Raw genomic sequence first — 25,771 nt, 5'->3', positions numbered from 1 at the left:
CGGCCAGGGAGAATTCATCCATGGCCGAAGCCAGCCTCATCATCCGCGGCGGAACCCTTGTGGACGGCACGGGGGCCCAGCCCTTCGAAGCGGACCTCGTGGTCTCCGGGGACCGCATCGCCGCCATCGGCCGCAACATCACCGTTCCGCGCGGCACGCCAGAAGTTGATGCGCGTGGGCATCTGGTGACGCCGGGATTCGTGGACATCCACACGCATTACGACGCGCAGGCCACCTGGACCTCGGAGATCCTGTCCTCCTCGCTGCATGGGGTGACGACGGCGCTGCTGGGCAATTGCGGCGTGGGCTTCGCGCCCTGCCGCCCCGAGAGCCGCGACATGCTGGTGAAGCTGATGGAGGGCGTGGAGGACCTGCCCGAGGTCGTCCTCACCGAGGGCCTGCCCTGGAACTGGGAGAGCTTCCCGGAATACCTCAACGCGCTGGATGCCCGCCCGTACGACATGGACATCGCGACCCAGGTGCCGCACGCGGCGCTGCGCGTGCATGTCATGGGCCGCCGCGGCTTCGAGCGCGAGCCCGCCACCGCCGAGGACCGCGCTGAGATGGCACGCCTGGCGCGCGAGGGGATCGCGGCAGGCGCGCTCGGCTTCTCCACATCGCGGGCCATCGCCCACAAGACGCTCGCGGGTGAGCCCACACCGACGCTGGGGGCCGCCGAGATCGAGCTGGCCGAGATCGCGGCCGGCCTCGGCGGCGGCTGGATGCAGCTGATTTCCGACTTCGATGACCCGGCGGAGGAGGAATGGGAGCGGCTGATGCGGATCGCGCGCATCGCCAAGCGGCCCATGACCTTCTCGCTCCTGCAACGCGAATCCCGACCGGATTTCTGGCGCTGGATCCTGCAACAGGTCAGCGCCGCCAATGCCGAGGGCATCCAGGTGACCGGCCAGGTCATGGGCCGCCCGGTCGGCCTCATGTTCGGCTGGGAGCTCTCGCAGCACCCCTTCCTGACGCGCGCCGGCTTCCGCGAGGTAGCGCATCTGCCCATCGGCGAGCGCGTGGCCGCCCTGCGCGACCCGGACCGCCGCGCCCGCATCCTGGCCGAGCCCACGGACCCGGCGCTGCGTGCGCGCCTCAACAACTACGCCCGCATCTACAAGCTGACGCCCGACTATGAACCGCCGCCCGAGGCCAGCGTGCTGGAACAGGCCAGGCGCCTGGGCCGTGACCCGGAAGACCTCTGCTATGACTGGATGCTGGAGGAGGACGGCCGCGCCATCCTCAACCGCCCGCTGCTGAACTATGCCGATGGCAATCTGGATGCGATCCGCGAGATGGTGACGCATCCGCACACGCTGATGGGCCTCGGCGATGGCGGCGCGCATGTGGGTTACATCTGCGATGCCTCCGCGCCCACGCATATGCTGACCCACTGGGCGCGGGACCGCGCGCGGGGCGGGAAGCTGCCGGTGGAATTCGTGGTCAAGCGCCTGGCCGCCGACAATGCCGCGGCGCTCGGCCTGATGGATCGCGGGAGGCTGGCACCGGGGCTCCGTGCCGACATCAATGTGGTGGATTTCGACAATCTCGCCATTGAGCGGCCCAACATGCGCTACGACCTGCCGGCCGGCGGCAAGCGCCTGGTGCAGGGCGCGCGCGGCTATCGCGCCACGCTCTGCGCGGGCGAGATCGTTCACGAACACGGAACGGCCACGGGCGCCCTGCCCGGCCGGTTGATTCGCGGAGCAAAGCCATGAACCACGACATCGTCATTCGCGGCGGCACCATCCTGGATGGCACCGGCGCGCCGGGCTTCCAGGGCGATGTCGCCATCCAGGGCGGCAAGATCGTCCAGGTCGGCGAAGTCCGGGGGAAAGGCGCCGAGGAGATGGACGCGACCGGGCTTCTTGTCACACCCGGCTTCGTGGACATCCACACGCATTATGACGGCCAGGCCGTGTGGGACAGCCATCTCGCCCCTTCCGCCTGGCATGGCGTGACCACGGCGCTCATGGGCAATTGCGGCGTCGGCTTTGCGCCCTGCCGCGCCGAGGATCGCGACACGCTGATCGCGCTGATGGAAGGCGTCGAGGACATCCCCGGCCCCGTGCTGCATGAGGGGCTGAACTGGTCCTGGGAGAGCTTCCCGGAATACCTGAACGCGCTGGAGCGCAAGGCGCGCGACATCGACATCGGCGCGCTGCTGCCGCATGGCGCGCTGCGCGTGCATGTGATGGGCGAGCGCGCGCTCAGCCTGGAGAACGCGACGCCGGACGAGATCGACCGCATGCGCGCGCTCACGGCCGAGGCCGCGGCCGCCGGCGCCTTCGGCGCCAGCACCAGCCGCACCATCAGCCACAAGACCCTGGCGGGTGATCCGACGCCGACGCTGAAGGCCCAGGAGGATGAGCTGATCGGCCTCGCCGCCGGGCTGACCGAGGGCGGCGGCGGGCTGCTGGAAATGGTCTCCGACTGGAACACGCCGGACCCCTCCACCGAATTCGCCATGGTCCGCCGCGTGGCCGTGGCTTCCGGCCGGCCCATCGTCTTCTCGCTGACCGCGCGGCATGACCGCACCGAGGCCTGGAAGGAACTGCTCGCCCTCTCCGACGAGGCGGCGGAGAACGGGCTCGACATCCGCCCGGTGTTTCCGCCGCGCCCCATCGGCATCCTGCTCGGCCTGGTCGGCTCGCAGAACCCCTTCTCCGGCTGCCCGTCCTACAAGGAGGTGGCCCACCTGCCGCCGGCCGAGCGTGCCGCCGCCCTGCGCGAGCCGGGCCGTCGCACGCGCATCCTGAGCGAGGACCGCATCGCGGGCTCCAACTTCCCGCTCATCACGCGGCTGCATTGGGCGCGCATGTTCCCCTTCGGCGCGCCGCCCGACTACGCGCCGCCGCGCGAGAAGAGCCTGGAAGCGCAGGCCGAGCGCGAGGGCCGCAAGCCCGAGGAGGTCGCCTATGACCTGCTGACCGAGGGCGACGGCACCAACTTCATCTTCGCGCCGCTGACCAACTTCGCCGACTACACGCTGGATGCCTCGGCCGAGTGCCTGCGGCACCGAAATGCCATCATCGGCCTCTCCGATGGCGGCGCGCATGTCGGCTTCATCTCGGACGGCTCCTTCCCGACCTTCGTGCTGATGCATTGGGGCCAGCGCGGCTTCCCGATGGAGGAACTGGTCCGCCGCCAGACCAGCGACACGGCGCGCGCCATGGGCCTGACCGATCGCGGTGTGCTGGCGCCGGGCATGCTGGCCGATGTGAACCTGATCGCGCCGAAGGAACTCGGCCTGCTGCCGCCCCGCATGGTGCATGACCTGCCGGCGGGCGGGCGGCGCCTCCTGCAGGCGCCATCGGGCTACCGCGCCACGATCAAGCGCGGCGTGGTCACTTATCGCAATGGTGTCGCGACCGGCGCCCTGCCGGGGCAGCTGCTGCGGCGGGGGCGGTGATGCGCTGGCTGGCCCTGCTGTTGGCGCTGGTGGCGGGGCCCGCGCTGGCGCAGACGCGGCCCATCACCCTCATCGTGCCCTTCGCGGCGGGCGGCGCGACGGATGCCATCGCGCGGCTCGTGGGCGAGCATATGGGCCGCACCCTCGGCCAGGTGGTGGTGATCGAGAACGTCGCGGGCGCGGGCGGGACCATCGGCTCGGAGCGTGTGGCCAATTCCGCGCCGGATGGGCAGACCATCCTGATCAACCAGCTGGCCCTGCTGGCGGCGCCCGGCCTGATCCCGAACCTGCGCTTCGACACGCGCACCGCCTTCGCGCCGGTCGGCCTGGTGAACACCGGCCCCACCGTGCTCTCGGCGCGGCGCGGTCTGGATCAGCCGCTCGCCTGGCTGCGGGCGCAGGGTGAGCGCGCCAATATCGGCCATGGCGGGCTTGGCACCAGCGGGCACCTCTGCGCGCTGCAACTGGCCCAGGCGCTGCGGATTCCGGTGACGCTCGTCACCTATCGCGGCGGCGGGCCGGCGATGAATGACCTCGTGGCCGGCAGCATCGACCTGCTTTGCGACCAATCCACCAATGCCATTCCACAGCTCACGGCGGGCACCATCCAGGGCGTTCTGGTCACCTCCGCCACGCGACTGCCTCCGATTCCCACTGTGCCGACCTCGGCCGAGGCCGGCGTGCCGGGGGTGAACCTGCATGTCTGGCATGGTCTCTATGTGGCGCGCGGCACGCCGCCCGAGATCATCAACCGGCTGAATGCGGCATTGCGCTCCGCCGTGGCGGACCCTGCCATCCTCGCCCGTTTCGCGCAGCTTGGAACAACCCCCTTCCCGCCGGCCGACCAGACGCCCGAGCGCCATGGCGACCTCTTCACGGCCGAGCTGGAGCGGATCACGCGCCTGCTGGCCGAGGCGGGGGTGCGGCCGGGGGGATGATCGAGCGAGGCTGACCCACGCCTTTGGCGATGCGGCCAAAGGCGATCAGGCTCAGCCCGCCTTCAACGCCGCGATCTCGGCCTCGAGGGCGGCGACGCGAACCTCCAGCGCCTCCGCATGGGCGCGGGCGCGGCGCGCCACTTCCATGGCGGCATCGAGGTCCTCGGCACGGGCCAGCTCGAGCTTGCGCACCATCGCCTCGGCCTGGGCGCGGGCCATGGCTTCCATCTCGGCACGCAGCCCCGCGAAGACGGAGAAGGCGCCCCCGGCCATCCCGGCCAGGTCATCCAGTCGCTGGCGACCATCCTTGCGCATCGAAACCCCTCCTTGCTGCGGCTTGGCAGGCGTTCTAACCCGCAACCATGATCCTCGTCACCGGCGGCGCCGGCTTCATCGGTTCGAACCTTGTCGCAGCTCTCACCGCCCGTGGCGAGGAGGTGGTGGTGCTCGACTGGCTCGGCAAGGACGAGAAGTGGCGCAACCTGGAGGGCGCGGTGCTGGCCGGCCTGCTGCCACCGCCCGAGCTGGACGCGGCGCTCGCCATGCGTCCCCGCGCCGTGGTGCATCTGGGCGCCATCAGCGCCACCACCGAAACGGATGGCGACCTCGTCGCCGCCTCCAACCTGACGCTCTCGCTCAAGCTCTGGGATTGGTGCGCGGCGGCGGGCGTGCCCTTCATCTACGCCTCCTCGGCCGCCACCTATGGCGATGGCGATCAGGGCTTCGAGGATGGCGAGACGCCGGAGGAGCTTTCGCGCCTCAAGCCTCTCAACCTCTATGGCTGGTCCAAGCACGCCTTTGACCGGCGCGTGGCGCAGATGCTGCAGCTCGGCCGCCCGAAGCCGCCGCAATGGGCGGGGCTCAAGTTCTTCAACGTCTATGGCCCGCGCGAGGGCCACAAGGGCCGCATGGCGAGCGTGGCGCTGCACAAGTATCGCGAGATCCTGACCGGCGCCCCTGCCCGCCTCTTCGCCTCGGACCGTCCGGGCATCGCGGACGGCATGCAGCAACGCGATTTCGTGAATGTGGGCGATTGCGTGCGCGTGATGCTCTGGCTGCTGGACAACCCCGGTGTCTCGGGCCTGTTCAACTGCGGCAGCGGGCAGGCGCGCAGCTTCCTGGACCTCACGCGCGCGGTCTTCGCGGCACTGAACCTGCCCGAGCGCATCGCGTTCATGCCCATGCCGGCGGATCTCGCCGGCAAGTATCAGTATTTCACCGAGGCACCGATGGCGAAGCTGCGCCAGGCCGGCTACCCGCATCCGTCCACGCCCCTGGAGCAGGGCGTGGCGGAATACGTGGCATGGCTCCGCGCTAACGCCCCTTGAACACCGGCTTGCGCTTCTCGTTGAAGCTCGCGATGCCCTCATGCCGGTCCTCGGTGCCGACCAGGCGGTTATAGGCCTCGATCTCGAAGCGGAAGGCGGTCCGCACATCCATCTGCAAGCCGTAATGGATGCTCTTCTTGGCCTGCCGCACCGAAAGCGGTGCGTTCTCGGCGATGCGCGTCGCCGTCTCCAATGCGGCCGGCAGCAGGTCATCCATCGGATACACCGCGTTCAGGATGCCCCAGTCGAGCGCCTGCTGCGCGGTGAAGGGACGCCCGGTCAGGATGATTTCCTTCGCGCGCCGTTCGCCCACCGCACGCGGCAGGTTCTGCGTGCCGCCGGCGCCGGGCATGATGCCGATGGTCACCTCCGTCAGCGCGAAGCGTGCATTTTCGGCGCCATAGGCGAAGTCGCTCGCCAGCACCATTTCGAGGCCGCCGGCATAGGCATGCCCGTTCACCGCGGCGATGACGGGGATGGGGCAGTCCATCAGCGCCCAGTAGGCGCGCTCGAAGATCTCGTGCTGCGCCTGCCACTGCGCGTCCGTCATGCCGAGGCGCTCCTTCAGGTCGCCACCCGCGCAGAAGGCGCGCCCGCCCGCGCCGGTGAACACCACGCAGCGGATGCCGCGCGAATCTTCGGTCAGCGAGGTCCAGAGCGCCAGCAGGTCCCGGCCCATCTGCGTGTTCAGCGCATTGGCCACCTCGGGCCGGTTGAGCCGCACGATGAGCAAATGCGGTGCCTGGAACTCCAGCGCAAGCGTCTCGAATTGCATGAGGTTTCTTCCTTCTTCGCGGCGCGCATTTGGGCCCGCAGGAAGCCCCTTGCGCAAGGCAGGGCCCCGCCGCTATGCGCGGATGACATTCGGGAGAGAAACACATGATCCAGCGCCGCGCGGCCCTTGCCGCCCCCTTCCTGCTTGCCGCCGGTTCGGCCAGTGCACAGGGGGCTTGGCCCAATCGTTCCGTGCGCGTGGTGGTGCCCTGGCCGCCCGGCCAGGCGACCGACCTCGCCGCCCGCATCTCCGCCCAGCGCCTGACCGAGACGCTCGGCCAGCCCTTCGTGGCCGAGAACCGCGCCGGCGCCGGCGGCATGATCGGAACCGATCAGGTGGCGAAGGCCGCGCCCGATGGCTACACGCTGCTCGCGGGTTCCACCGGCCCCATCGTCACCTCGCCGCTCGTGCAGCGCACCGCCTACAATGCCGAGCGCGACTTCGCCGAGATCTCCATCACCGGAATGTCGCCCTACCTGCTCGTGGTGCCACCGAACTTCCCCGCGCGCACGGCCGAGGAGTTCGTGGCCCTGCTGCGCGCGCGCCCGGGCCATTACAGCTTCTCCTCCTCTGGCACCGGCGCCACGGCCCATGTGGTGGCCGCCTGGTTCCATGCGCTGGCCAATGTGGATGTGGTGCATGTGCCCTTCGCCGGCAGCGGCCCCGCGCTGACGGCCGTGGTGGGCGGGCATGTGAACTACTCGGTCGAGACGCTGGCCGCGACCGGCCCGCTGATCCGCAACGGCAGCCTCCGCGCGCTCGGCATCTCCTTCAAGAACGGCTCGACCCTGGTGCCTGACGTGCCGCCGCTGGCCCGCCTCCCGGGCATGCAGGACTACGACGCCGGCGCCTGGATCGGCCTGATGGCGCCCGCCGGCACGCCGCGCCCCATCATCGACCGCATCGACGCCGAGATCGGCCGCGCCATGCAGGCCGGCGACATGCGCGAGCGCCTGATCACCGCGGGGCTGGAGCCCGTCTATCACGGCCCGGATGCGATGCGGGACTACATCGCGAACCAGCGCCGCGGCTTCGCGACCGCGATCCGCGCCGCCAACATCCGCATCGAGGGCTGAGATGGTCACGCGCCGCGGCCTGCTGGCCACGCCTTTCATCCTGGGTGCGGCCGGCGCTTCGGCGCAGGGCACCTACCCGAACCGCCCGGTCCGCGTGATCATCCCCTGGCCGCCCGGCCAGGCGACGGATCTCGCCGCCCGCGTCATGGCGCAGCGCCTCACCGAGACGCTGGGCCAGCCCTTCGTGGCCGAGAATCGCGCCGGCGCCGGCGGCCTCATCGGCACCGACCAGGTGGCGAAGGCGGCGCCCGATGGCTACACGCTGCTCGCCGCCTCGACCGGGCCGATCGTCACCTCGCCCCTGGTCCAGCGCACGCCCTTCAATGCCGAGCGCGACTTCGCGCCCATCTCCATCACCGGCATCGCGCCGCTGGTGCTGGTGGTGCCACCCAACTTCCCGGCGCAGAACGCGGCCGAGTTCATCGCGCTGCTGAAGGCCAATCCGGGGCGCTACACCTTCTCCTCCTCGGGCACCGGGGCCACGGCGCATATCATCGCCTCCTGGTTCCACGCGCTGGCCGGCGTGGATGTGGTGCATGTGCCCTTCGCCGGCAGCGCGCCGGCGCTGACGGCCGTGATGGGCGGGCATGTGAACTACTCGATCGAGACGGTGGCCGCGGCCGGGGCCGCGATGCGCAACGGCCAGCTCCGCGCGCTGGGCATCTCCTTCCGCAACGGCTCCTCGCTGGCGCCGGGGGTGCCGCCGCTGGCCGCGCTCCCTGGACTCGGCGCCTTCGATGGTGGCGCCTGGATCGGCCTGATGGCGCCCGCCGGCACGCCCGCCAGCGTCATCGAGCGGATTGATGGCGAGGTTGGCCGCGCCATGCAGCTCCCCGAAATCCGCGAGCGCGTGGCCGCCTCCGGCCTCGAGCCAGACTATCGCAATGCCAGCGCGATGGCGACCTACATCACGACGCAGCGCGCCGCCTTCGCGGAAGCGATTCGCGTCGCGAACATCCGCATCGAGGGCTGATCACCCCCCGCTTGCGCGCAGCGCCGCCCCGGCGAAAACTGCGCGCAACGCGAGGGAGGAAGCCATGATGCAACGCCGTCTGTTCCTGGGGCTCGGGCTTGCCGGGCTCCTGCCCGCCGCCCCGCGCGCGGCCGCACCGCTCCAGGTGATGACATCGGGCGCCTTCACCGCGCCCTTTGAGATCCTTGCCCCCCGCTTCACCGCCGAGACCGGCCACGCCATCACGACCATCCGCGGCGCCTCCATGGGCGCGGCGCCCGATGCGCTGCCCAACCGCCTGGCGCGCGGCGAGGCGGCCGATGTCGTGATCCTGGCACGCGGCTCGCTCGATGGGCTGGTCCGCGCCGGCCTTGTGCGTGCGGGCAGCGAGCGCGATCTCGTCCACTCCGCCATCGCCATGGCGGTGCGCGCCGGCACGCCGCATCCGCGCATCGGCACGGTCGAGGAGTTCCGCCAGACGCTGCTGAACGCCGCCAGCATCGGCTATTCCTCGAGCGCGAGCGGCGTCTATCTCTCGACCGAACTGTTCGCGCGCCTCGGCATCACCGAGCAGATGGCGGGCAAAGCCCGGCAATTCCCGCGCTGGGTGGGGCGCGAGGTGGCGAACGGCGTGGTGGAGCTGGGCTTCCAGCAGAGGAGCGAATTGCTCCCCATCCCGGGGATCGAGATCGTCGGTCCCCTGCCCGCGCCGATCCAGCGCGTGACCACCTTCTCGGCCGGGATCGGCGCGCGGGCGGAACAGCCGGAGGCGGCGCTGGCGCTGATCCGCTTCCTCGCCTCGCCGGCCGCGCATGAGGTGATCCGCGCCGCCGGGCTCGACCCCGCCTGACGCTTCGTGCTGGCATCGCCGTGCCAAATCGGCGATGAAGAGTTCTGCATAATAAGACTTCGGGAGACGCCAAGATGAATCGCCGCCACCTGCTGGCCAGCGCCCTTGCTACGCCTGCCCTCCTGCCGGGCCTTGCCGCGGCGCAGGCCTTCCCCAACCGCCCCATCACCATCCAGATCAGCTTCCCCGCCGGCGGTGCCACCGATGTGCAGATGCGCAGCTTCGCCGAGGCCGCGACGCGCGCCATGGGCCAGCAGGTCATCATCGAGAACCGCCCGGGCGGCGGCGGCACGCTGCCGGCCGCCAACATGCGCAACGCCCGGCCGGACGGCTACACGCTCGCGCAATTCGCCCTGCCCGCCATCCGGCTGCCCTTCATGCAGCGCATGGCCTTCAACCCGCGCACCGACTTCACGCCGATCATCCACGTCACTGGCTATCTCTTCATGGTCTGCGTGCGGGCGGGCAGCCCCTACCAGACATGGGCCGACCTCGTCGCCGATGCCCGCCGCCGGCCCGGCGAGGTGAAGATCGGCAATACCGGCGCCAATGGCACGCCGCACCTCACGCTGATCGAGCTTGCAGCGCGCGAGCGGATCGAGGTGCTGCACGTCCCCTTCCGCGGCGAGGGGGATGCCGTGCCCGCCCTGATCGGTGGCCATATTGATGCCTCGGGCACCGGCTCGGGCGTGCTGCAGCTGATCCAGGACGGGCAGTTGCGCGCGCTGAACGTCTGGCCGCGCAACCGCTCCCCCAAGCTGCCCAACGTGCCGACGCTGCTCGAACTCGGCTACCAGGACATGGTGGTGACCTCGCCCTACGGGATCGTGGGGCCGCAGGGCATGGACCCCGAGATCGTCCGCCGCCTGCATGACGGCTTCCGCGTGGCGCTGCACGATCCGGCGCATCTGGCGACGCTGGAGCGGCTCGACATGCCGCTGGAATATCTCGACAGCGCGGCCTATGGCCGCTTCATCCAGGAGACGGCGAATTACGAGGAAGCGCGCGTGAAGCGCCTGGGGCTCGGCCTGTGATCTTCGCGCGAGACCTCTTCGCCGGGAAGCGCGTGCTCATCACCGGCGGCGGCACGGGGCTTGGCCGCATGATGGCCGAGCACCTGCTCGGTCTCGGCGCCGCCGTCGAGATCTGGGGCCGCCGCGCTTCCGTGCTGGAGGAGACGGTGGCCGCGATGAACGCGGAACATCCGGGCCGCGCCCGCTTCCAGGCGGTGGACATCAAGGATGCCGATGCGGTGGATGCCGCCATCCAGGCGAGCTTCGACGAGGGCCTGGGCCCCACGCACCTCATCAACAACGCGGCCGGCAATTTCATCAGCCGCACCGAGGATCTCTCGCCGCGTGGCTTCCGCGCCGTGTCGGAGATCGTCTTCAACGGCACCTTCCACGTGACCCAGGCGCTGGGCAAGCGCTGGATCGCGGCCGGGATGCCTGGCGCCGTCGTCTCCATCACCGTCACCTGGGTCTGGACCGGCGCCCCCTTCGTCGTGCCCTCGGCGATGAGCAAGGCGGGCGTGGATGCGATGACGAAGTCGCTCGCGCTGGAATGGGGCCGTCATGGTATCCGCCTGAACGGCATCGCGCCCGGCCTGATCCCGACCGAGGGGATGCTCGCGCGCATCCGCCCCGGCGCGGAGGATCCGGTCGGCAAGGCGGCGGCGAAGAACCCGATGCGCAAGGGCGGCGCGCCCGAGGATATCGGCAACCTGGCCGCCTTCCTGCTCTCCGACGGCGCGGGCTGGATCAGCGGGCAGACGGTGGCGCTGGATGGCGGCAACTGGCTCGCGAATGGCGCGGGCAACTACAATGACTACACCGCCTGGGGCGACGCCGAATGGGCCGAGGCCCGCGCCCGCATCAAGGCCAGGAACGAGGAAGACAAGGCCAAGCGCTGAGGCCTAGAGGTATCGTTCCTTCAGCACGCGCCGCAGCAGCTTCCCCGCCTCGCTGCGCGGCAGTTCCTCCAGGAACTCCACGGCGCGCGGCACCTTGGGTCCGGCCAGTTCGCGGCGGCAGAGCGCGACCAGCTCCTCCGCCAGCGCCGCGTCGCCCGGGCCTCCGCGCGGCACCACCAGCGCGCGCGGGCGCTCGCCGAATTCCTCATCCTTCACGCCGATGACCGCCACCTCGTTCACGCGCGGATGCGTCAGCAGCACCGCCTCGATCTCCGCCGGATAGACGTTCACGCCGCCCGAGAGGATCAGGTCCGCCCGGCGGTCGGAGAGGAACAGGAACCCCTCTTCATCGAGCCAGCCAAGATCATGCAGGGTCGCCCAGCCGCGCTCGTTATAGGCGGCATCGGTTTTCTCGGGGTCGTTGTGATAGGCGAATTTCGGCCCACCCTCGAACCAGATGCGGCCGGTCTCGCCGGACTGCAGCGGGTTCCCCCCCTCGTCCAGGATGTGCACGCGGCCATAGGCGGGGCGGCCCACGCTGCCGGGCTTCCTCAGCCAGGTCTCGCTGTCGATGAAGACGGTGCCGATGCCCTCGCTGCCTGCGTAGTATTCGCGGATGATCGGTCCCCACCAGGCGATCATCGCGCGCTTCACCGGCACCGGGCAGGGTGCGGCCGCATGGATGGCACAGCGATGCGAGGAGAGGTCGTGCTGCGCGCGCACCGCCTCCGGCAGGGCCAGCATGCGCACGAACATGGTGGGCACCCATTGGCTGTGGGTGATGCGGTGCTGCGCGATCATCGCGAGGCAGCGCTCGGCGTCGAATTTCCGCAGGATCACCGCCGTGCCGCCATGATCCATCGCGCGCTGCACATAGCGGTTGGGCGCGGCGTGGTAGAGCGGCGCCGGCGAGAGGTAGACCGTGCTCTCGTCGAAGCCGTAGAAGGCCTTCCACGTCATGTCGAATTCCGGCTTCAGCCGGTCCGCGAAGGGGATCAGAGGACGGCGGATGCCCTTGGGCAGGCCCGTGGTGCCGGAGGAATAGAGGAACTCCCGCCCCAGCGGCCGCTCGCCGGGTGGCCAGCCGGTCCCCTGCCCTGCCATCAGATCGGCCAGCGGCGCGAAGCCCGGCACCGCTTCGCCCACCGCATAGCGATGCGGCACCTCCGAGAGGTCCAGCGCGGTCACCAGCGCATCCAGATGGGCCGATGCCACCACCAGCCGCGCGCCGGAATCGCGCAGCACATGCGCGACCTCATTCGGACGCAGATGGATGGAGAGCGGCGTCACCATCAGCCCCGCCCGCTTCGCGCCATAGGTGAGCCAGAGGAATTCCGGCCCGTTCTCCAGCAGCAGCGCGATCCCCTCGCCCGGCTGGAGGCCCAGCGCGATCAGCCCATGCGCCACCTGGTTGGCGGCGGCGTCGAGCTGCCCGAAGCTCAGCGCCTCCCCCGTATCGGGGAAGATGGCGCAGGGCTTGTCGGGCCAGCGCGCGGCATTCTGGGCCAGCAGCGGCATGGGCGTTTCCTTGGCGGTTCTTGCGGCAAACTTCCGCGTCCGGACGGCTTGCGTCAATGCGGCTTGCATGGTGCGCTCTGCGCGACCAATCGAGGGAGGAATCACATGAACGTCAAAGGTGCCGTCGCGATCGTGACGGGTGGGGCCTCGGGCCTCGGGCTGGCGAGTGCGAAGCGCCTCGCCGCCGCGGGCGCCAAGGTGATGATCGTGGACCTCGCGACCTCCCCGGGTGCGGCCGTCGCCGCCGAGCTCGGCGGCGGCTTCGCGGTGGCCGATGTGGGCGATGAGGCGAGCATGACGGCAGCCGTCGCCGCGGCCGAGGCGATGGGCCCGGTGCGCGTGCTGGTGCATTGCGCGGGCCGTGGCGGCGCGCTCCGTATCCTGGAGAAGGACGGCACGCCGGGCAGCCTCGCGCATTATGCCGAGATCATCCGCGTGAACCTGACCGGCAGCTTCAACGCGCTGCGCCTCGCCGCCGCCGCCATGGCGAAGAATGACGCGGTGGAGGGCGAGCGCGGCGTCTGCATCCTGACCGCCTCCATCGCCGGCATCGAGGGGCAGATCGGCCAGATTCCCTATGCCTCCTCCAAGGCGGGCGTCATCGGCATGACGGTGGTTGCGGCGCGCGACCTCGCCAGCAAGGGCATCCGCGTCTGCACCATCGCGCCCGGCATCTTCGACACGCCCATGCTCCAGCGCCTGCCCGACGCGGTGAAGGCCTCGCTTGCCGCCGGCGTGCCCAACCCGCACCGCCTGGGCAACCCCGATGAATACGCGAAGCTCGCCATGAGCATCGTGGAGAACGCCTATCTGAACGGCGAGACGATCCGCCTGGACGGCGCGCTGCGCATGGCACCCCGATGAGGCGCAGACGCGCCTCATCGGTTCATTGGTCGAGCCGATTCATGCCACGGCCGAAGGCGGCCCTGGCGATCGGATCGTATTGAGGTAAAGCCTGATGACGAAGAAGCCCGAGGACCTCCGCAGCCATCGCTGGTTCGGCGTCGAGACCATGCGCAGCGCCAACCACCGCTCGCGCCTCATGCAGCTCGGCTTCGGCCAGCCGGAGTTCCGGGGCAAGCCCGTCATCGGCATCATCAACACCTGGTCCGACCTGATGCATTGCCACGGCCATTTCCGGGAGCGCGCGCAGGATGTGAAGCGCGGCGTCTGGCAGGCCGGCGGCGTGCCCATGGAAATCCCGGCCATGGCGCTGCCGGAGGTGTTCCAGAAGCCCTCCACCATGCTCTACCGCAACTTCCTGGCGATGGAGACGGAGGAGATCGCGCGCTCGCTCCCGCTCGATGGCCTCGTGCTGATGGGCGGCTGCGACAAGACGGGGCCCGCGCTGATCATGGGTGCGATCAGCATGGGCATCCCGGCCATCTATGTGCCGGCCGGGCCGATGCTGCGCGGCAATTGGCGCGGCAAGAAGCTGGGCTCCGGCAGCGACGTCTGGAAATACTATTCCGAGCTGCGCGCCGGCACGATCAAGCAATCCGACTGGAACGAGATGGAGGCGGGCCTCAGCCGCTCCGCCGGCACCTGCATGACGGCGGGCACGGCCAGCACCATGGCCATCGCGGCCGAGGCGCTGGGCCTGACCCTGCCGGGTGCCGCCAGCATCCCCGCAGTGGATTCGGCGCATCCGCGCATGGCGGCGGCGGCCGGTTCGCGCATCGTGGGCATGGTCTGGGAAGACCTGACCGTCACGAAGCTGCTGGACCAGCGCAGCCTCGACAATGCCGTGGCGGCGACCATGGCCTTCGGTGGCTCCACCAACGCCATCCCGCATCTGATCGCCATCGCGCGGCGCGCCGGCATCGCGATGGACCTGGAACGCTTCGATGCGATCAGCGCGCGTGTGCCGCTCATCGCCAATCTGCGCCCCAATGGCGACACGCACCTGATGGAGGATTTCTTCTACGCGGGCGGCAGCCGCGGCTTCCTCGCGACCCTCGCGCCGCACCTGGCGCTCGATGCCGTGACCGTCAACGGAACCCTCGGCGCACAGATCGAAGGTGCGGAGGTCTATGACCGCGACGTGATCCGCGGCCTGGACCATCCCTTCTATCCCGAGGGCGGCGTTGCCATCCTGCGCGGCTCCCTCGCCCCCGACGGCGCCGTCATCAAGCACAGCGCGGCAAGCCCCGAGAAGCTGCGCCACACCGGCCCCGCCGTGGTCTTCGAGGACTACAACGACCTCGATGCCCGCCTGGACGATCCCAACCTGAATGTGACCGCCGACAGCGTGCTCGTGCTGCGGCAAGCGGGCCCGCAGGGCGGCCCGGGCTTCCCCGAATGGGGCATGATGCCCATCCCGAAGAAGCTGCTGGCCCAGGGCGTGCGCGACATGGTGCGCGTCTCCGACGCGCGCATGTCCGGCACCAGCTACGGCACCTGCGTGCTGCATGTGGCCCCCGAGGCGGCACTGGGCGGCCCGCTCGCCCTGGTGCGGGATGGCGACATGATCTCGCTCGACGTGCCGGGGCGCCGGATTGACCTGCTGGTGGACGAGGCGGAGCTGGCCGCACGCCGCGCCGCCTGGACGCCGCGCGTGGCGCCGCAGCAGCGCGGCTGGACGGCCCTTTATCAGCGCAGCGTCGGCCAGGCCGATACGGGCTGCGACCTCGACTTCCTGGAACGCGGCGAAGCAACGCCCGAGCCGGAGATCCACTGAATGACCAGCTACCATCCCAAGGCCTTCGCGGGCCTCACCTGGCACGGCGCCGTCGCGGGATTCCGCGCGGGGAATGACACGCCCAGCGCCTATCTGGAGCGCTGCCTCGGCACCATCGCGGCGAAGGAGGAGGAGCTGCGCGCCTTCGTGGTCTATGACCCCGATTTCGCGCGCCAGCACGCCGAGGAGAGCACGGCGCGCTGGGCAGCCGGCCAGCCGCTCTCGCCGATCGATGGCATGCCCATCGGCATCAAGGACCTGGTCGAGACGCGCGACTTCCCGACGCAGATGGGCTGCGCCGCCTATGCCGGTAATTTCCCGCGCCGCGATTCCGCGATGATCCAGGCGCTGAAGCAGGCGGGCGCCATCATCCTCGGCAAGACCGTGACGACCGAACTCGGCCAGAGCGAACCGGGACCGACGAAGAACCCCTGGGATCGCCGCCGCACGCCGGGCGGCTCCTCCTCCGGTTCGGCCGCCGCCGTGGCCGCCGGCATGGTGCCGGCCGCCATCGGCACGCAGGTGGGCGGCTCCATCATCCGGCCCGCCGCCTTCTGCGGGAATGTGGCGCTCAAGCCCACGCAGGGCGGCATCCATCGCGGCGAGCGGCAGGGCTCCAGCCAGAGCACGGCCGGCGTGCACGCCAACAGCTACGAGGACATGTGGCAGGTCGCGATCGAGATCGCGAAGCGCGCGGGCGGCGATCCGGGCATGCTCGGCCTGGTCGGCCCCGACACGCCGCCGCTGCCGGCGCGGCCCGAGCGCCTCGGCGTGCTCGAGACCGAGGCCTGGTCCATGCTGCGCCCCGCCGAACGCGAGGTCTTCGAGGCGCTGCTGGAGCGCATCCGCGCCCTCGGCATCCCCGTGTTGCGCAAGGAAGACCACCCGGCGCTGGCGGCGCTGGAACGCATCGCGGCCGAGGGCAAGGCGGTGACGGCGGTGATCGTCGGCTTCGAGAATCGCTGGGCGCTGCTGAACCTGGAAGCCAACCACCCGGGCGGCCTCAGCGCGCGGGCCATCGCCCGGCTGCGCGCCTCCGAGGCGCTGACCGCCGAGGATTACCGCGCGGCGCTGGCCACGCGCGAGGAGATGCGCGCCGCCATGGCCCGCGTGGCCCCCTTCGTGGATGCGCTCATCGCCCCCGCCGCCCCCGGCATCGCGCCTCTCTGGGATCCCGATGACACGCAGAACCCGCGCCCGACCGGCGACATCGCGGCCAATGCCGCGACCTCGGCGCTGGGCGTGCCCTGCGTCACCCTGCCGGTGATGGCGGTGGAGGGCATGCCATTCGGCGCGCAGGTGATCGGCCAGGCGCATCAGGATGCGCGCACCTGCGCCATCGCGCATTGGCTGCACCGGCAGCTCTAGCGGCGCGGTTTCGGACGAAGCGGGGCGGAACGGCGGCAGGCCTTCGGGGTGGGGGCGCGCCCTAGGCGCCCAGGCCCATCGCCCCGCGCGTCGCACTCGCGCGGAAGGATGGCAGGGGCGAGCCGCCCGGCGGCTGCGCGCCATCGAGGGTCAGGCGCAGCAGATCGAGATCGGCCGCCTCATCCACATCGTGCCAGGCCTGCAGCACATCGAGCCTGAGGCCCAGCTCGTCCGCCCGCGCGCGCGTCTCGGCCAGCACGGCGGGCGTGGACCACGCGATGCCCGTGAGCAGCGCGGGCAAGGGGCGCGCGAAAGCGATGGCGCAATAGCCGCCATCCAGCGCCGGGATCACCGCCGCATCCGCGCCGTCCCGCAATGCCGCCAGCAGCAATTCCAGCAGGGCGGGCGGCAGCGTCGGCGCATCGGCGCCCATCAGCAGCGCGCGGCCCGCGCCCTCGGCGAAGAGCCGCTCCACCGCGCGCGCCATCCGCGCGCCGAGATCGCCGCCCCCCTGCGGCGCGAGGCGCCAGCCGGGCAGCAGCGCGGCCATGGCCTCGCCAGCATCATCCGGGCTGTGGAAGGCCGCCAGCGCCGCATGCTCGCGCGTGGCGAGCTGGCGGGCGATGGCGGCGCTGTCCAGCAGAAAGGCGCGCGCCAACTCGGCCGCGCGCTCCGCGCCGACCACGGCGGCGAGGCGGGTCTTGCTGACGCCCGCGACCGGCGGCTTGCACATGAAGCCGATGCCGAGCGGCGCCTGGCTGCACGGCCGGTGCGGCGCGTCCTTGGTCGGCGTGCTCACGGGAAGGGATTGCGCTTGTGCCAATCCGTCTCGCGCTGGAAGGCATCCGCGATGCGGAGCAGCCGCGCCTCGCCGAAGGGCCGTGTCGCGATCTGCAGGCCCACCGGCAGGCCGCGATCATCGAAGCCCGCCGGCACGCTGATGGTCGGCAGGCCCAGGTAGTTGAAGGGGCGTGTATTGGCCGAGAGCCCCATGAAGCGGCCCCAGTTCTCCGGGTCGGCATCCACATCCGTCTCGGCGCGCGTCGGCACGCGGGTGCGCAGCGTGGGCGTCAGCACCGCGTCGAAGCCGGTCAGCGCCTCCTCGCAGAATTGCCGCAGCAGTGGGCCGCGGCGGGAGAGCGCCTCCAGATAGGCCGTGCCCGGGATCGCATAGCCGCCATAGATCCGCGCCGAGAGATGCGTCGCGTAGTCGCCCGGGCATTCGCGCATCCAGCGCTGGTGGATCGTGGCCCCCTCCACGCGGGAGACGACGGCCGTGTAGGTCACGATGCCATGCATCGAGGCCGGGCTGATCATCTCGGTGCGGACGCCGAGGCCCTGGAGCGTGCGGATCGCCGCCTCGAAGGCCAGCGCCACCGGTTCCTCGATGCCGTCCAGGAACCAGGGTTCCACCACCGCCATGCGCATGCCGCGCAGATCGCCCGTCAGCGCCGCCTCGTAATCCGGCACCGCCTCGCGCGCGCTGGTCGGGTCACCGGGGCAGGCGCCCGCGATGACGGAGAGGAAGCGCGCGGCATCGCGCGCCGTGCGGCAGAGCGGCCCGACATTGTCGGCCGAGAAGGAGAGCGGCATGACGCCCGTGCGCGGCACGCGCGTCTGCGTGGGCTTGAGGCCGGTGACGCCGCACATCGCCGCCGGCAGCCGGATCGAGCCGCCCGTGTCGGAACCGAGGGCCGCCGTCACGAAGCGCGCGGCCACCGCCGCACCGGAGCCGGAGGAGGAGCCGCCCGTGCAATGCGCCGCGTTCCAGGGGTTCATCACATCGCCGAAATGCGCGTTGTGGCCCGTCGGGTTCTGCGCGAATTCGGCCATGTTCAGCGTGCCGCCATCAATCGCGCCTGCCGCGTCCAGCCGATTCAGCACGGTGGCCGTCACCGGCGGCACGAAGTCGCGCCGGATCTTGCTGCCGCAGGTGCTGACCTTGCCCGCGCGGTAGTACATGTCCTTGTGGAGCATCGGCACGCCGGCGAGCGGGCCCAGCTTCTGCCCCGCCGCGCGCGCCTTGTCGGCCGCGTGGGCGGCCAGCAGCGCCTCCTCGCGGTCCAGGCGGATCAGGCTGTTCACCTGGCCCTCATGCTTGCCCAGCCGGTGCAGCATCGCCTCGACCAGGGCGCGGGCCGTGACCTCGCCGCGGGCGAAGGCATCGGCCGCCTCGGTCATCGAGAGTTCGGAGAGAACATCAGGGCTCATCGCGGCACCATGCGGTTTTTGGACGAATGCCGGGGCGCGGCGCGGCCGCAAGCCCCTGGGCCATCAGGGGAAAACCCGGAGCGTTGCGGCCGGCGAAGGATGCACGGTCGGAGCTGGCGGGATGGCGCGTCATGTATAGGAATATAAGCCAGAAACCCGTCCCGATACAAGGAAAACGGTCACGAACCCGGGTCCCGGCAATCCCTCAGCGCCGCCTCGAAGCCAGCCGGCTCTTCCTCGAAGGCCATCTCGCCCCGCAGCTTTTCCAGGTCCGCGATCAGCGCCTCGAAATCGGCCAGCGCGTGCCGCGCCGCCGCGTTGGGCACGGCGATCCCCTGCCAGCGCTGGATCGCATCCATGGTCGGCAGAACAAGCTTGGGCTCGGCCATCGTCGCACTCCTGATCTGCCCGGCCTGACGATCGCGGGCGAAGCGGCGCAAGGCCGGATCGCCCGGGGCAGGACGGGGCGGCGCGATACTGGCCCGCTTGCCAGCCCCCGCGCAAGGCGACACCCTCCCCGCCAAACACGGAGGAACGCGCCCATGAAGATCGTGGACATCAAGGCCTATCCCACCAGCTTCGCCCTGCCGCCGGGCGGCCCGCGCCTGGGCATCGGCCAGGCCGTGAAGCGCGACGCCGTGATGGTGAAGGTGACGACCGAGGACGGCATCGTGGGCTGGGGCGAATCCCACCATGGCCGCGCCCATACCGCCGTGGCCCGCCTGATCGAGACCACGCTGAAGTCGCTCATCATGGGCATGGACGCGAGCGACGTGGTCGGCATCTGGGCGAAGATCTACCAGTACCAGCTCGCCTCGCACGGGATGGGTGCCGGCACCTCGCTCGCCATGAGCGGCATTGACATGGCGCTGTGGGACATTCGCGGGAAGGCCTGCGGCTGGCCGCTCTACAAGCTGCTCGGCGGCCGCTCCAAGGCGGTGCCCGCCTATGCCGGCGGCGTGGCGCTGGGCTACCAGCCGCCCGCGCAGCTGATCGACGAGGCGGCGCCGCATATGGAGGCGGGCTACAAGGCGCTGAAGCTGCGCGTGGGTGACAGCCCCCGCGCCGATATCGAGCGCATGCAGGCCGTCCGCAACGCCTTCGGCGACGAGGTGGACATCCTGACCGATGCGAATATCGGCTACACCATCGAGGATGTCCGCCGCGTGATGCCGGTGATGGACGAGCTGAACATCGGCTGGCTGGAAGAGCCCTTCCCCGCGCATGACCACGCCAGCTACAAGCAGGCCGCCGGCTACGGCCGCACGCCGCTCGCCGCCGGCGAGAACCACTTCACGCGCTACGAATTCTCCCGCGTGCTGGAGGATGGGGTGATCCGCATCTGGCAGGGCGACCTCTCCAAGGCGGGCGGCGTGACGGAGTGCATGCGCATCGCCGCCATGGGCTCGGCCTTCAAGATCCCCTTCCACCCGCATTCCTCGATGACGGGGATCAACCAGGCGGCCTCCATCCACCTGCTCTGCGCCATCGACAACCCCGGCTACTTCGAGGCCGATATCAGCCGCGCCAACAAATTCCGCGACGAGCTGTGCAGCCTCCCCTGGCGCATCCACCCGGATGGCACGGTGCGCCCGAACGAGGCGCCGGGCATCGGCGTGGAGGTAAACGAGGAATTTCTGGTGAAGCACCCGGCGATTGAGGGCCCGGGCTATGTGTGAGGGGTGAAGGGGGCCCGCCCCCTTCCGGGGTCCAGGGGCAGCGCCCCTGGGATCACTCCCCCGCCAGCGCCGCGATTTCCCCCACCGTCACCGGCTTCGTCGGAAACCGCGTCCTGAGCGGCTCCAGGCTCTCGGGCGCCACGCCGCGCGCCTCCGCCATCAGCGCATGCACGGCCGGGCCGCACACCCGGCCCTGGCACGGCCCCATTCCCGCGCGGAGAAAGGCCTTGATCTGGTTCGGCCCTTGCGCGCCCAGCGCCACGGCGGCCCGGACCCGCCCGGCGGTGATTTCCTCGCAGCGGCAGACCAGCGTGTCATCGGCCACGCGCGCCATGGGCAGCGGCGGGTAGAGCGCGTCCAGCAGCCCGCGCGGCGCCAGCTCGGCGCTGCGCTTGTGCAGCAGCGGGCCGCCCAGCGCGTCGCGCTGCTCGACCGTGAGGCGGCCGAGCCAGCGGGCGGCTTCCAGTGCGGCGATCCGCCCCGAGAGCGCCGCCGCCCGAGCGCCGCCGATGCCGCCGCCATCGCCCGCCACCAGCAGGCCCTTGAGGGTGGTGTTGCCCCATTCATCCAGCACGGGGCGGAAGCACATCTGCGCGGAATCCCAGGCATGGGCGCAGCCGGGCAGCGCCCGCGTCACCTGCGTATTGGGCACGACGCCATCATGCAGCAACAGAAGATCGGCCCCGAACTCCCTGCCGTCGATGGAAATTCCGGTCAGACGGTCACGCCCCAGCGCCGCCAGCGCCCGCCCGCGGATCACCGGGATGCCGGCCCGGCGGATGCGCCACATCCACCCGGCCCCCTTGGCCAGATAGCCCGGCGCGCGCAGCGCCAGCGGCAGATGCGGCAGTGCCCGCCAGGGTAGCCCCGGCGGTGAGAGATCCACGATCCCCGCCGGCCGCACGCCCTTGTCCAGCAGCTGCGCGGCATAGAGCCAGAGCAACGGCCCCTGCCCCGCCAACCAGGTCTTGCCGTCCGGCAGCATGCCGGCCGTCTTCATCAGGATCTGCGCGGCCCCCACGCCCATCACGCCCGGCAGCGTCCAGCCCGGAATGGGCATGGCGCGCTCGGTCGCACCCGGGCAGAGCAGCAGCACCGAGGCCAGCGCCTGCTGCGCCTGCCCGCCCTCGGACCAGGTAACGACGCCATCCTCCTGGATCGCCCAGAGCGTGGCGCCGTAGCGGCATTCCGTGCTCGAGGCGGCGGCGGCCTGGATCAGCGCCAGCCCCTCGGCCGCCTGGTCGGCGCCGGGTGCGCCCGGGGCCGGCCGGTAGAAGCCGCCCACGGCACGGTGCACCTGCCCGCCGGGCGCGGGGTTCTCATCCAGCAGAAGGGCCGCGATGCCCTGGGCGGCGGCCTCGGCGGCGGCGGCGAGGCCGGCCGGCCCCGCGCCCAGGATGAGCAGCGGAACCTCCCTCACGCCCCCGTCTCCCGGGCACCATGCTGGATGCGGGCGGAGAGGCCGGGGGTGACGGTGACCAGGCAGGCCTGGCGGTTCGCCACGCCCTCCACCTCCACCAGGCAGTCGAAGCAGGCGCCCATCAGGCAGAGCGGACCGCGCGGGCTGCCCGAAAGGGCCGTATCGCGGAAATGGGCGATCCCGGCGGCGAGCAAGGCCGCGGCCAGGGACTCACCCTGCCGCGCGGGGATCGGCGCCCCATTCCAGGTGATCTCGCAATCCGTGGGGCCGCTGCGCCGGAACATCCGCTACCAGCGCCGCGCGGGGCCGCAATCCAGATGGACGAAGCCGTCGCGCCGGTAGAGGCCGACGCCGCCCGTCTGCATGTCGGCCGCGACGCGCGCGATGCCGAGCGAATTGCGCCCCGGCAGCCGGGAATCGCAGGCCATGCCCGACATGTGCAGCGAGGCACGGCTGACCCGGCGGGACTGGCGGGCGCGGGCCGCATTGGTCTCGGGCGCGCGATAGCCGCTGATGACTTCCCAGGTGTCGGTGGAATCGAGCGCGCGCTGCACCGTCACCAGCACGTCGAAAAGGCGCGGGTCCATCGGTGTGGCCTCGTCCATGCCGGGGTCGCGCAGCACGAGGTCGAGGCGCTGCAGCGCGTCGCGGTCATAGCGGCCGTCGCGCCAATAGACGCCCTGGAAGCTCTCGCCCGTCTGGGCGCGGCGGATGGAGATGGACCGGGTGCCGGCATTGCCCAGGCGCTGGGCGACCGCCTCCTCGGGCATGGCGGCGAAGCCGAGACCTAGGGCGGCGCCGAACAGGCCGCGGCGGGTCAGGCTCCCTTCATTGGGGCAATCGAGGGAATCACCGGCCGCACAGGCCGGGCAGGCGTGCTGAAACAGGCGCATGGCTCAGCCCTGCGCCGCCGCCATCGGAATGCCCTGCGGGCGGTTGCGGGCTTCCATGGCCCGCGCATAGGCCTCGTCCAGGCCGTAGATATCCTGTCGGACTCGCAACTCGCTGCCCTCCACGGTGACGGTTGAATAGAAGAGGCGCACCGGCGGCTGGCGCCGCAGCGGGACGGTCTGGGTGTTGCGCGTGGCGAGCACGCGGTCCACCCGCTCGCGGTCCCAGCCCGGCGTACCGTCCAGCATCACCATCAGGAAATCCATCGGCCGCTCCAGGCGGATGCAGCCCGAGGATTGCGCGCGATCCGCCCGGCGGAAGTAGTGCCGGTCGGGCGTGTCGTGCATGTAGATGTCGTCGTTGTTCGGCATGTTGAACTTGATGCGGCCGAGCGCATTCGCATCGCCCGCATCCTGCCGGATGACGTAGGGGAAGCGGTCCGGGTTGATGGCGCGCCAATCGACCGTGGTGGGGTCGATCTCCACCACCTGGCCATCCACCCGGCCGAAGATGCGGAAGCCGCGCTGCTGCAGCGCCGTCGGGTCGCGGCGCAGGCGGGGCAGCAGGTCCTCGCGCGCGTTGCGCTGCGGCACGCCCCAGGAGGGGTTGAACTGCACCGAGGTCAGGCGCGTCGTGATCATCGGCGTCGCGCGGCTCGGGCGGCCCACCACCACGGCCATTTCGATGACGGTGCGCCCGTCCTCCATCATGCGGAGGCGATAGTCTGGGATGTTCACATCCACCCGCCGCTCGGAGGAGAGCGCGGGCTGGGCGCGGCGCATGTCGATCGCAACGCGGAGCTGGTTCACCGTCGCCATGGGCGAGCGGTTGAGCGCCTGCTGCGTGGCGGTGCCGATGCGCGCGTCGGGCTCGGTGCCGACGGCGGTCTGGAAGCGGCGGACGGCAGCCTGCAGGCGCTCGTCATAGCTGCCGCCCGTGCCGGGATTGGCGGCAAGGATCGGGTCGGTCAGGACGAGGCGGGCGCGCAGCGCAGCCACGCGGTTCTCGTCGAAGGCGCCGGGCTCGAGCGTGCGGCCGCCGACCGGGAAGCCGGGCCAGCTGCCGCTCGCGCGCGTGCGGGCGGCGGCGAGTGCGGGCTTGAGCAGCGCCATGTCCGGCGTGGCGTTGGAGGCGAGGTCGATCACCTCGGCGGGCTCCGCGGCCTCGGCGATGCGCTGCACCCAGAGGTTCAGCGTGGCCGGGTTGGGGTCGCGCCGCAGGTCCACGCGGCCGGGCAAGCTCGCGACGCGGCCCTGGACGATATCCGCCAGCGCGCCGGCGGTGGCGCGGGTGATGGCGGCGGGATCTTCCTGGTTGCCGGGGTTCAGCCCGTACCAGCGCGGGTCGAGCCCGTCCTCCTCCAACCGCATGAGGCGGGCGGAGAGGCGCTGCATCGCCTCGGGCGAGGCGACCATGGTGCGGGCGGCAGCACCGGCGGTCTGGGCCCCGGCGGTTCTGCTGCCAGCGGTGCCGGATGCGACGGCGAGCGCCGACAGCCCGGCCAGGAAATCTCTACGGTCCATCCGCGCTGTCTACACGGAACGGAGCGCCGCCGCAAAGCGCCAAGATTCCAGGCCGGCCAAGCCCTAGGCGGCGAAACGCCGGGCCGAGAACAGCTCCATCCCCGGCTCCAGCGCGCCGCGCGCCACCATGGGGGCGAAGAGCCGCGCATGGGCGGCGGCGAGGGTCACACCCGAATGGCAATTGGCGGTGAAAGCCCCAGGAAATTCCTCGCTTTCGTCATAGATCGGCAGGCCGTCCGGCGCCATGACGCGCAAGGCCGACCAGGCGCGGACGATGTTCAGCCGGGCGATCCAGGGGAAGGACCAGGCGGCGCGCTGGGCGATCATCGCCATCACATCCTGCGTCTGGTGCAGGTCGAACCCCACCTCCTCCTGGCTGTCGCCCAGCAGCAGGGTGCCGTCGTCGGTCTGGCGAATCGAGGTGGTGGGGATGGGCAGCACCTCCCGCGTGCGCTCGGTCACCAGCACCTGGCCTCGCTGCGGGCGGACGGGTGCCGCGAGGCCGAAGAGGGGCGCCAGCTTCGCATTGCCGAGGCCGGCGGCCAGCACGATGCGGGGTGCGGCGAAGTCGCCGGCGGGCGTGCTCACCCTGAAGTCGCGCGGGGCGGCGCTGGCCCCGGTCACGCCGGCTTCGGGCACGTAGCGGCCGCCCGCCGCCTTGAAGGCGCGGTGCAGGGCATGCAGCAGGTTCAAGGGGTTGGCATGGCCGTCATAGGGCGTCCAGGAGGCGCCGACCACGCGCTCGCCAAGGCCGGGGAGCATGTCCCGCACCTCCTTCGCGTCCAGCATGCGGTAGTCATAGGCGTAGTTCCCGGCCTCGGCCTTCATCCGGGCCATGCGGGCGGCGCGGTCCGCGAATTCCTGCTCGCTCAGGCAGAGATGCACGCCGCCGGGCTGGCGCAGGCCGCAATCCATGCCGGTGCCGGCGGCGAGTTCGCTCGCCAGCCCCTCCCAGGCCTCGGCCGAGGCGCGGGTCCAGCGCTGGTAATGCGGCGCGCCCAGCCCCTTGGACTGCACCCAGACCAGGCCGAAATTCCCCCGGCTGGCGCGGAAGGCGAGGTCCCCCTCGTCCAGCAGGACGGTCGCCAGCCCTTCGCGCTGCAAGCCCCAGGCGATGGCCGAACCCACCAGCCCGCCGCCCACCACGATCGCATCCACCAGCATGCCATCCGCCCCTCACCGAGGCCCCGATGGAGCACGCGCCCGCGGCCCCCGGCAAGTCCCGATTGACGCGGTGC

General features: G+C 71.0%; 24 protein-coding genes. 13 read left to right on the top strand and 11 right to left on the bottom strand.

What is annotated here, in order from left to right; translation table 11 throughout:
- The first annotated feature begins 20 nt into the window (after positions 1 to 20).
- The 3 genes from R9Z33_RS12875 to R9Z33_RS12865 are packed head-to-tail and all read left to right on the top strand — an operon-like array spanning position 21 to position 4,350.
- The gene (locus R9Z33_RS12875; RefSeq protein ID WP_318646979.1) at positions 21 to 1,718 is read left to right on the top strand and encodes an N-acyl-D-amino-acid deacylase family protein; all 1,698 of its coding nucleotides are present in this window, start codon (positions 21 to 23) and stop codon (positions 1,716 to 1,718) included.
- Entirely contained in the window at positions 1,715 to 3,412 is a 1,698-nt protein-coding gene (locus R9Z33_RS12870; protein ID WP_318646978.1) for an N-acyl-D-amino-acid deacylase family protein, read from the top strand. Before R9Z33_RS12875 ends, R9Z33_RS12870 begins: the two co-directional genes overlap by 4 nt.
- Complete coding sequence (locus R9Z33_RS12865) at positions 3,412 to 4,350, top strand: tripartite tricarboxylate transporter substrate-binding protein (RefSeq protein WP_318646977.1); 939 nt, start codon at positions 3,412 to 3,414, stop codon at positions 4,348 to 4,350. The genes R9Z33_RS12870 and R9Z33_RS12865 overlap by 1 nt, the downstream gene beginning before the upstream one ends.
- 51 nt (positions 4,351 to 4,401) lie before the next feature.
- Here R9Z33_RS12865 and R9Z33_RS12860 read toward each other — a convergent pair whose 3' ends face one another.
- Positions 4,402 to 4,665, bottom strand: a complete 264-nt coding sequence (locus R9Z33_RS12860) for an accessory factor UbiK family protein (protein WP_318646976.1) — start codon at positions 4,663 to 4,665, stop codon at positions 4,402 to 4,404.
- A gap of 47 nt (positions 4,666 to 4,712) precedes the next feature.
- Here R9Z33_RS12860 and rfaD point away from each other — a divergent pair, with 47 nt between their 5' ends.
- Positions 4,713 to 5,678, top strand: a complete 966-nt coding sequence (rfaD, locus tag R9Z33_RS12855; RefSeq protein ID WP_318646975.1) for an ADP-glyceromanno-heptose 6-epimerase — start codon at positions 4,713 to 4,715, stop codon at positions 5,676 to 5,678.
- Here the strand turns inward: rfaD and R9Z33_RS12850 are convergent.
- Positions 5,665 to 6,453 carry an enoyl-CoA hydratase/isomerase family protein gene (locus tag R9Z33_RS12850; RefSeq protein WP_318646974.1) on the bottom strand — a complete coding sequence of 263 codons (789 nt, stop codon included), beginning with the start codon at positions 6,451 to 6,453 and terminating at the stop codon, positions 5,665 to 5,667. The genes rfaD and R9Z33_RS12850 overlap by 14 nt on opposite strands.
- Before the next feature lie 104 nt (positions 6,454 to 6,557).
- On the opposite strand from R9Z33_RS12850, the gene R9Z33_RS12845 reads away from it, so the two are divergent.
- From R9Z33_RS12845 to R9Z33_RS12825, 5 genes are all read left to right on the top strand, one after another.
- The gene (locus R9Z33_RS12845; protein ID WP_318646973.1) at positions 6,558 to 7,529 is read left to right on the top strand and encodes a Bug family tripartite tricarboxylate transporter substrate binding protein; all 972 of its coding nucleotides are present in this window, start codon (positions 6,558 to 6,560) and stop codon (positions 7,527 to 7,529) included.
- Position 7,530: 1 nt separating this feature from the next.
- Positions 7,531 to 8,502, top strand: a complete 972-nt coding sequence (locus R9Z33_RS12840) for a Bug family tripartite tricarboxylate transporter substrate binding protein (RefSeq protein ID WP_318646972.1) — start codon at positions 7,531 to 7,533, stop codon at positions 8,500 to 8,502.
- Between the two features lie 67 nt (positions 8,503 to 8,569).
- Positions 8,570 to 9,331: a substrate-binding domain-containing protein gene (locus R9Z33_RS12835; RefSeq protein WP_318646971.1), complete on the top strand. Its 762-nt coding sequence runs from the start codon at positions 8,570 to 8,572 to the stop codon at positions 9,329 to 9,331.
- A gap of 74 nt (positions 9,332 to 9,405) precedes the next feature.
- Positions 9,406 to 10,365, top strand: coding sequence for a Bug family tripartite tricarboxylate transporter substrate binding protein (locus tag R9Z33_RS12830; protein ID WP_318646970.1), 960 nt, complete (start codon positions 9,406 to 9,408; stop codon positions 10,363 to 10,365).
- Positions 10,362 to 11,243, top strand: a complete 882-nt coding sequence (locus R9Z33_RS12825) for an SDR family oxidoreductase (RefSeq protein WP_318646969.1) — start codon at positions 10,362 to 10,364, stop codon at positions 11,241 to 11,243. Before R9Z33_RS12830 ends, R9Z33_RS12825 begins: the two co-directional genes overlap by 4 nt.
- Before the next feature lie 3 nt (positions 11,244 to 11,246).
- Here the strand turns inward: R9Z33_RS12825 and R9Z33_RS12820 are convergent, their stop codons facing one another.
- Positions 11,247 to 12,761 (bottom strand): AMP-binding protein, encoded by a 1,515-nt coding sequence (locus R9Z33_RS12820; RefSeq protein ID WP_318646968.1) that lies wholly within the window; start codon positions 12,759 to 12,761, stop codon positions 11,247 to 11,249.
- Positions 12,762 to 12,866: 105 nt separating this feature from the next.
- Between R9Z33_RS12820 and R9Z33_RS12815 the strand changes: the two genes are divergently transcribed.
- The 3 genes from R9Z33_RS12815 to R9Z33_RS12805 all read left to right on the top strand — a co-directional run bounded on the left by R9Z33_RS12815 (position 12,867) and on the right by R9Z33_RS12805 (position 16,809).
- Positions 12,867 to 13,625 carry an SDR family NAD(P)-dependent oxidoreductase gene (locus R9Z33_RS12815; RefSeq protein WP_318646967.1) on the top strand — a complete coding sequence of 253 codons (759 nt, stop codon included), beginning with the start codon at positions 12,867 to 12,869 and terminating at the stop codon, positions 13,623 to 13,625.
- Between the two features lie 94 nt (positions 13,626 to 13,719).
- Complete coding sequence (gene araD, locus R9Z33_RS12810; protein ID WP_318646966.1) at positions 13,720 to 15,441, top strand: L-arabinonate dehydratase; 1,722 nt, start codon at positions 13,720 to 13,722, stop codon at positions 15,439 to 15,441.
- Positions 15,442 to 16,809 (top strand): amidase, encoded by a 1,368-nt coding sequence (locus R9Z33_RS12805; protein WP_318646965.1) that lies wholly within the window; start codon positions 15,442 to 15,444, stop codon positions 16,807 to 16,809.
- A 61-nt stretch (positions 16,810 to 16,870) separates the two neighbouring features.
- Here R9Z33_RS12805 and R9Z33_RS12800 read toward each other — a convergent pair whose 3' ends face one another.
- The 3 genes from R9Z33_RS12800 to R9Z33_RS12790 all read right to left on the bottom strand — a co-directional run bounded on the left by R9Z33_RS12800 (position 16,871) and on the right by R9Z33_RS12790 (position 19,409).
- On the bottom strand, positions 16,871 to 17,608 hold the full coding sequence (locus tag R9Z33_RS12800; protein ID WP_318646964.1) for a TIGR04282 family arsenosugar biosynthesis glycosyltransferase: 738 nt from the start codon (positions 17,606 to 17,608) through the stop codon (positions 16,871 to 16,873).
- Positions 17,605 to 19,020, bottom strand: a complete 1,416-nt coding sequence (locus tag R9Z33_RS12795) for an amidase (protein ID WP_318646963.1) — start codon at positions 19,018 to 19,020, stop codon at positions 17,605 to 17,607. The genes R9Z33_RS12800 and R9Z33_RS12795 overlap by 4 nt, the downstream gene beginning before the upstream one ends.
- A 179-nt stretch (positions 19,021 to 19,199) precedes the next feature.
- Positions 19,200 to 19,409, bottom strand: a complete 210-nt coding sequence (locus R9Z33_RS12790) for a hypothetical protein (RefSeq protein ID WP_318646962.1) — start codon at positions 19,407 to 19,409, stop codon at positions 19,200 to 19,202.
- Between the two features lie 153 nt (positions 19,410 to 19,562).
- On the opposite strand from R9Z33_RS12790, the gene R9Z33_RS12785 reads away from it, so the two are divergent.
- Entirely contained in the window at positions 19,563 to 20,699 is a 1,137-nt protein-coding gene (locus R9Z33_RS12785; RefSeq protein ID WP_318646961.1) for a mandelate racemase/muconate lactonizing enzyme family protein, read from the top strand.
- Positions 20,700 to 20,751: 52 nt separating this feature from the next.
- Here R9Z33_RS12785 and R9Z33_RS12780 read toward each other — a convergent pair whose 3' ends face one another.
- From R9Z33_RS12780 to R9Z33_RS12760, 5 genes are all read right to left on the bottom strand, one after another.
- A complete protein-coding gene (locus R9Z33_RS12780; protein WP_318646960.1) occupies positions 20,752 to 22,119 on the bottom strand; it encodes an NAD(P)/FAD-dependent oxidoreductase in 1,368 nt (455 codons plus the stop codon).
- Positions 22,116 to 22,403 (bottom strand): (2Fe-2S)-binding protein, encoded by a 288-nt coding sequence (locus tag R9Z33_RS12775; RefSeq protein ID WP_318646959.1) that lies wholly within the window; start codon positions 22,401 to 22,403, stop codon positions 22,116 to 22,118. Before R9Z33_RS12775 ends, R9Z33_RS12780 begins: the two co-directional genes overlap by 4 nt.
- A 3-nt stretch (positions 22,404 to 22,406) precedes the next feature.
- A complete protein-coding gene (locus R9Z33_RS12770; protein ID WP_318646958.1) occupies positions 22,407 to 23,012 on the bottom strand; it encodes a DUF882 domain-containing protein in 606 nt (201 codons plus the stop codon).
- A 3-nt stretch (positions 23,013 to 23,015) separates the two neighbouring features.
- A complete protein-coding gene (locus R9Z33_RS12765) occupies positions 23,016 to 24,533 on the bottom strand; it encodes a L,D-transpeptidase family protein (RefSeq protein ID WP_318646957.1) in 1,518 nt (505 codons plus the stop codon).
- 63 nt (positions 24,534 to 24,596) lie between these two features.
- Positions 24,597 to 25,697: an NAD(P)/FAD-dependent oxidoreductase gene (locus R9Z33_RS12760; RefSeq protein WP_318646956.1), complete on the bottom strand. Its 1,101-nt coding sequence runs from the start codon at positions 25,695 to 25,697 to the stop codon at positions 24,597 to 24,599.
- Positions 25,698 to 25,771: the final 74 nt, after the last annotated feature.

The sequence above is a fragment of the Sediminicoccus rosea genome (genome assembly GCF_033547095.1).
In the GTDB taxonomy this organism is placed as follows: domain Bacteria; phylum Pseudomonadota; class Alphaproteobacteria; order Acetobacterales; family Acetobacteraceae; genus Roseococcus; species Roseococcus rosea.
This window is presented reverse-complemented; position numbering and strand designations above follow the sequence as displayed.

Excerpts from the sequence above, each read along its gene's own strand:
- R9Z33_RS12875 (WP_318646979.1), top strand. The coding sequence starts at position 21 with ATGGCCGAAGCCAGCCTCATCATCCGCGGCGGAACCCTTGTGGACGGC.
- R9Z33_RS12870 (WP_318646978.1), top strand. The coding sequence starts at position 1,715 with ATGAACCACGACATCGTCATTCGCGGCGGCACCATCCTGGATGGCACC.
- R9Z33_RS12865 (WP_318646977.1), top strand. The coding sequence starts at position 3,412 with ATGCGCTGGCTGGCCCTGCTGTTGGCGCTGGTGGCGGGGCCCGCGCTG.
- R9Z33_RS12860 (WP_318646976.1), bottom strand. The coding sequence starts at position 4,665 with ATGCGCAAGGATGGTCGCCAGCGACTGGATGACCTGGCCGGGATGGCC.
- rfaD (WP_318646975.1), top strand. The coding sequence starts at position 4,713 with ATGATCCTCGTCACCGGCGGCGCCGGCTTCATCGGTTCGAACCTTGTC.
- R9Z33_RS12850 (WP_318646974.1), bottom strand. The coding sequence starts at position 6,453 with ATGCAATTCGAGACGCTTGCGCTGGAGTTCCAGGCACCGCATTTGCTC.
- R9Z33_RS12845 (WP_318646973.1), top strand. The coding sequence starts at position 6,558 with ATGATCCAGCGCCGCGCGGCCCTTGCCGCCCCCTTCCTGCTTGCCGCC.
- R9Z33_RS12840 (WP_318646972.1), top strand. The coding sequence starts at position 7,531 with ATGGTCACGCGCCGCGGCCTGCTGGCCACGCCTTTCATCCTGGGTGCG.
- R9Z33_RS12835 (WP_318646971.1), top strand. The coding sequence starts at position 8,570 with ATGCAACGCCGTCTGTTCCTGGGGCTCGGGCTTGCCGGGCTCCTGCCC.
- R9Z33_RS12830 (WP_318646970.1), top strand. The coding sequence starts at position 9,406 with ATGAATCGCCGCCACCTGCTGGCCAGCGCCCTTGCTACGCCTGCCCTC.
- R9Z33_RS12820 (WP_318646968.1), bottom strand. The coding sequence starts at position 12,761 with ATGCCGCTGCTGGCCCAGAATGCCGCGCGCTGGCCCGACAAGCCCTGC.
- R9Z33_RS12815 (WP_318646967.1), top strand. The coding sequence starts at position 12,867 with ATGAACGTCAAAGGTGCCGTCGCGATCGTGACGGGTGGGGCCTCGGGC.
- araD (WP_318646966.1), top strand. The coding sequence starts at position 13,720 with ATGACGAAGAAGCCCGAGGACCTCCGCAGCCATCGCTGGTTCGGCGTC.
- R9Z33_RS12805 (WP_318646965.1), top strand. The coding sequence starts at position 15,442 with ATGACCAGCTACCATCCCAAGGCCTTCGCGGGCCTCACCTGGCACGGC.
- R9Z33_RS12795 (WP_318646963.1), bottom strand. The coding sequence starts at position 19,020 with ATGAGCCCTGATGTTCTCTCCGAACTCTCGATGACCGAGGCGGCCGAT.
- R9Z33_RS12790 (WP_318646962.1), bottom strand. The coding sequence starts at position 19,409 with ATGGCCGAGCCCAAGCTTGTTCTGCCGACCATGGATGCGATCCAGCGC.
- R9Z33_RS12785 (WP_318646961.1), top strand. The coding sequence starts at position 19,563 with ATGAAGATCGTGGACATCAAGGCCTATCCCACCAGCTTCGCCCTGCCG.
- R9Z33_RS12775 (WP_318646959.1), bottom strand. The coding sequence starts at position 22,403 with ATGTTCCGGCGCAGCGGCCCCACGGATTGCGAGATCACCTGGAATGGG.
- R9Z33_RS12770 (WP_318646958.1), bottom strand. The coding sequence starts at position 23,012 with ATGCGCCTGTTTCAGCACGCCTGCCCGGCCTGTGCGGCCGGTGATTCC.
- R9Z33_RS12765 (WP_318646957.1), bottom strand. The coding sequence starts at position 24,533 with ATGGACCGTAGAGATTTCCTGGCCGGGCTGTCGGCGCTCGCCGTCGCA.
- R9Z33_RS12760 (WP_318646956.1), bottom strand. The coding sequence starts at position 25,697 with ATGCTGGTGGATGCGATCGTGGTGGGCGGCGGGCTGGTGGGTTCGGCC.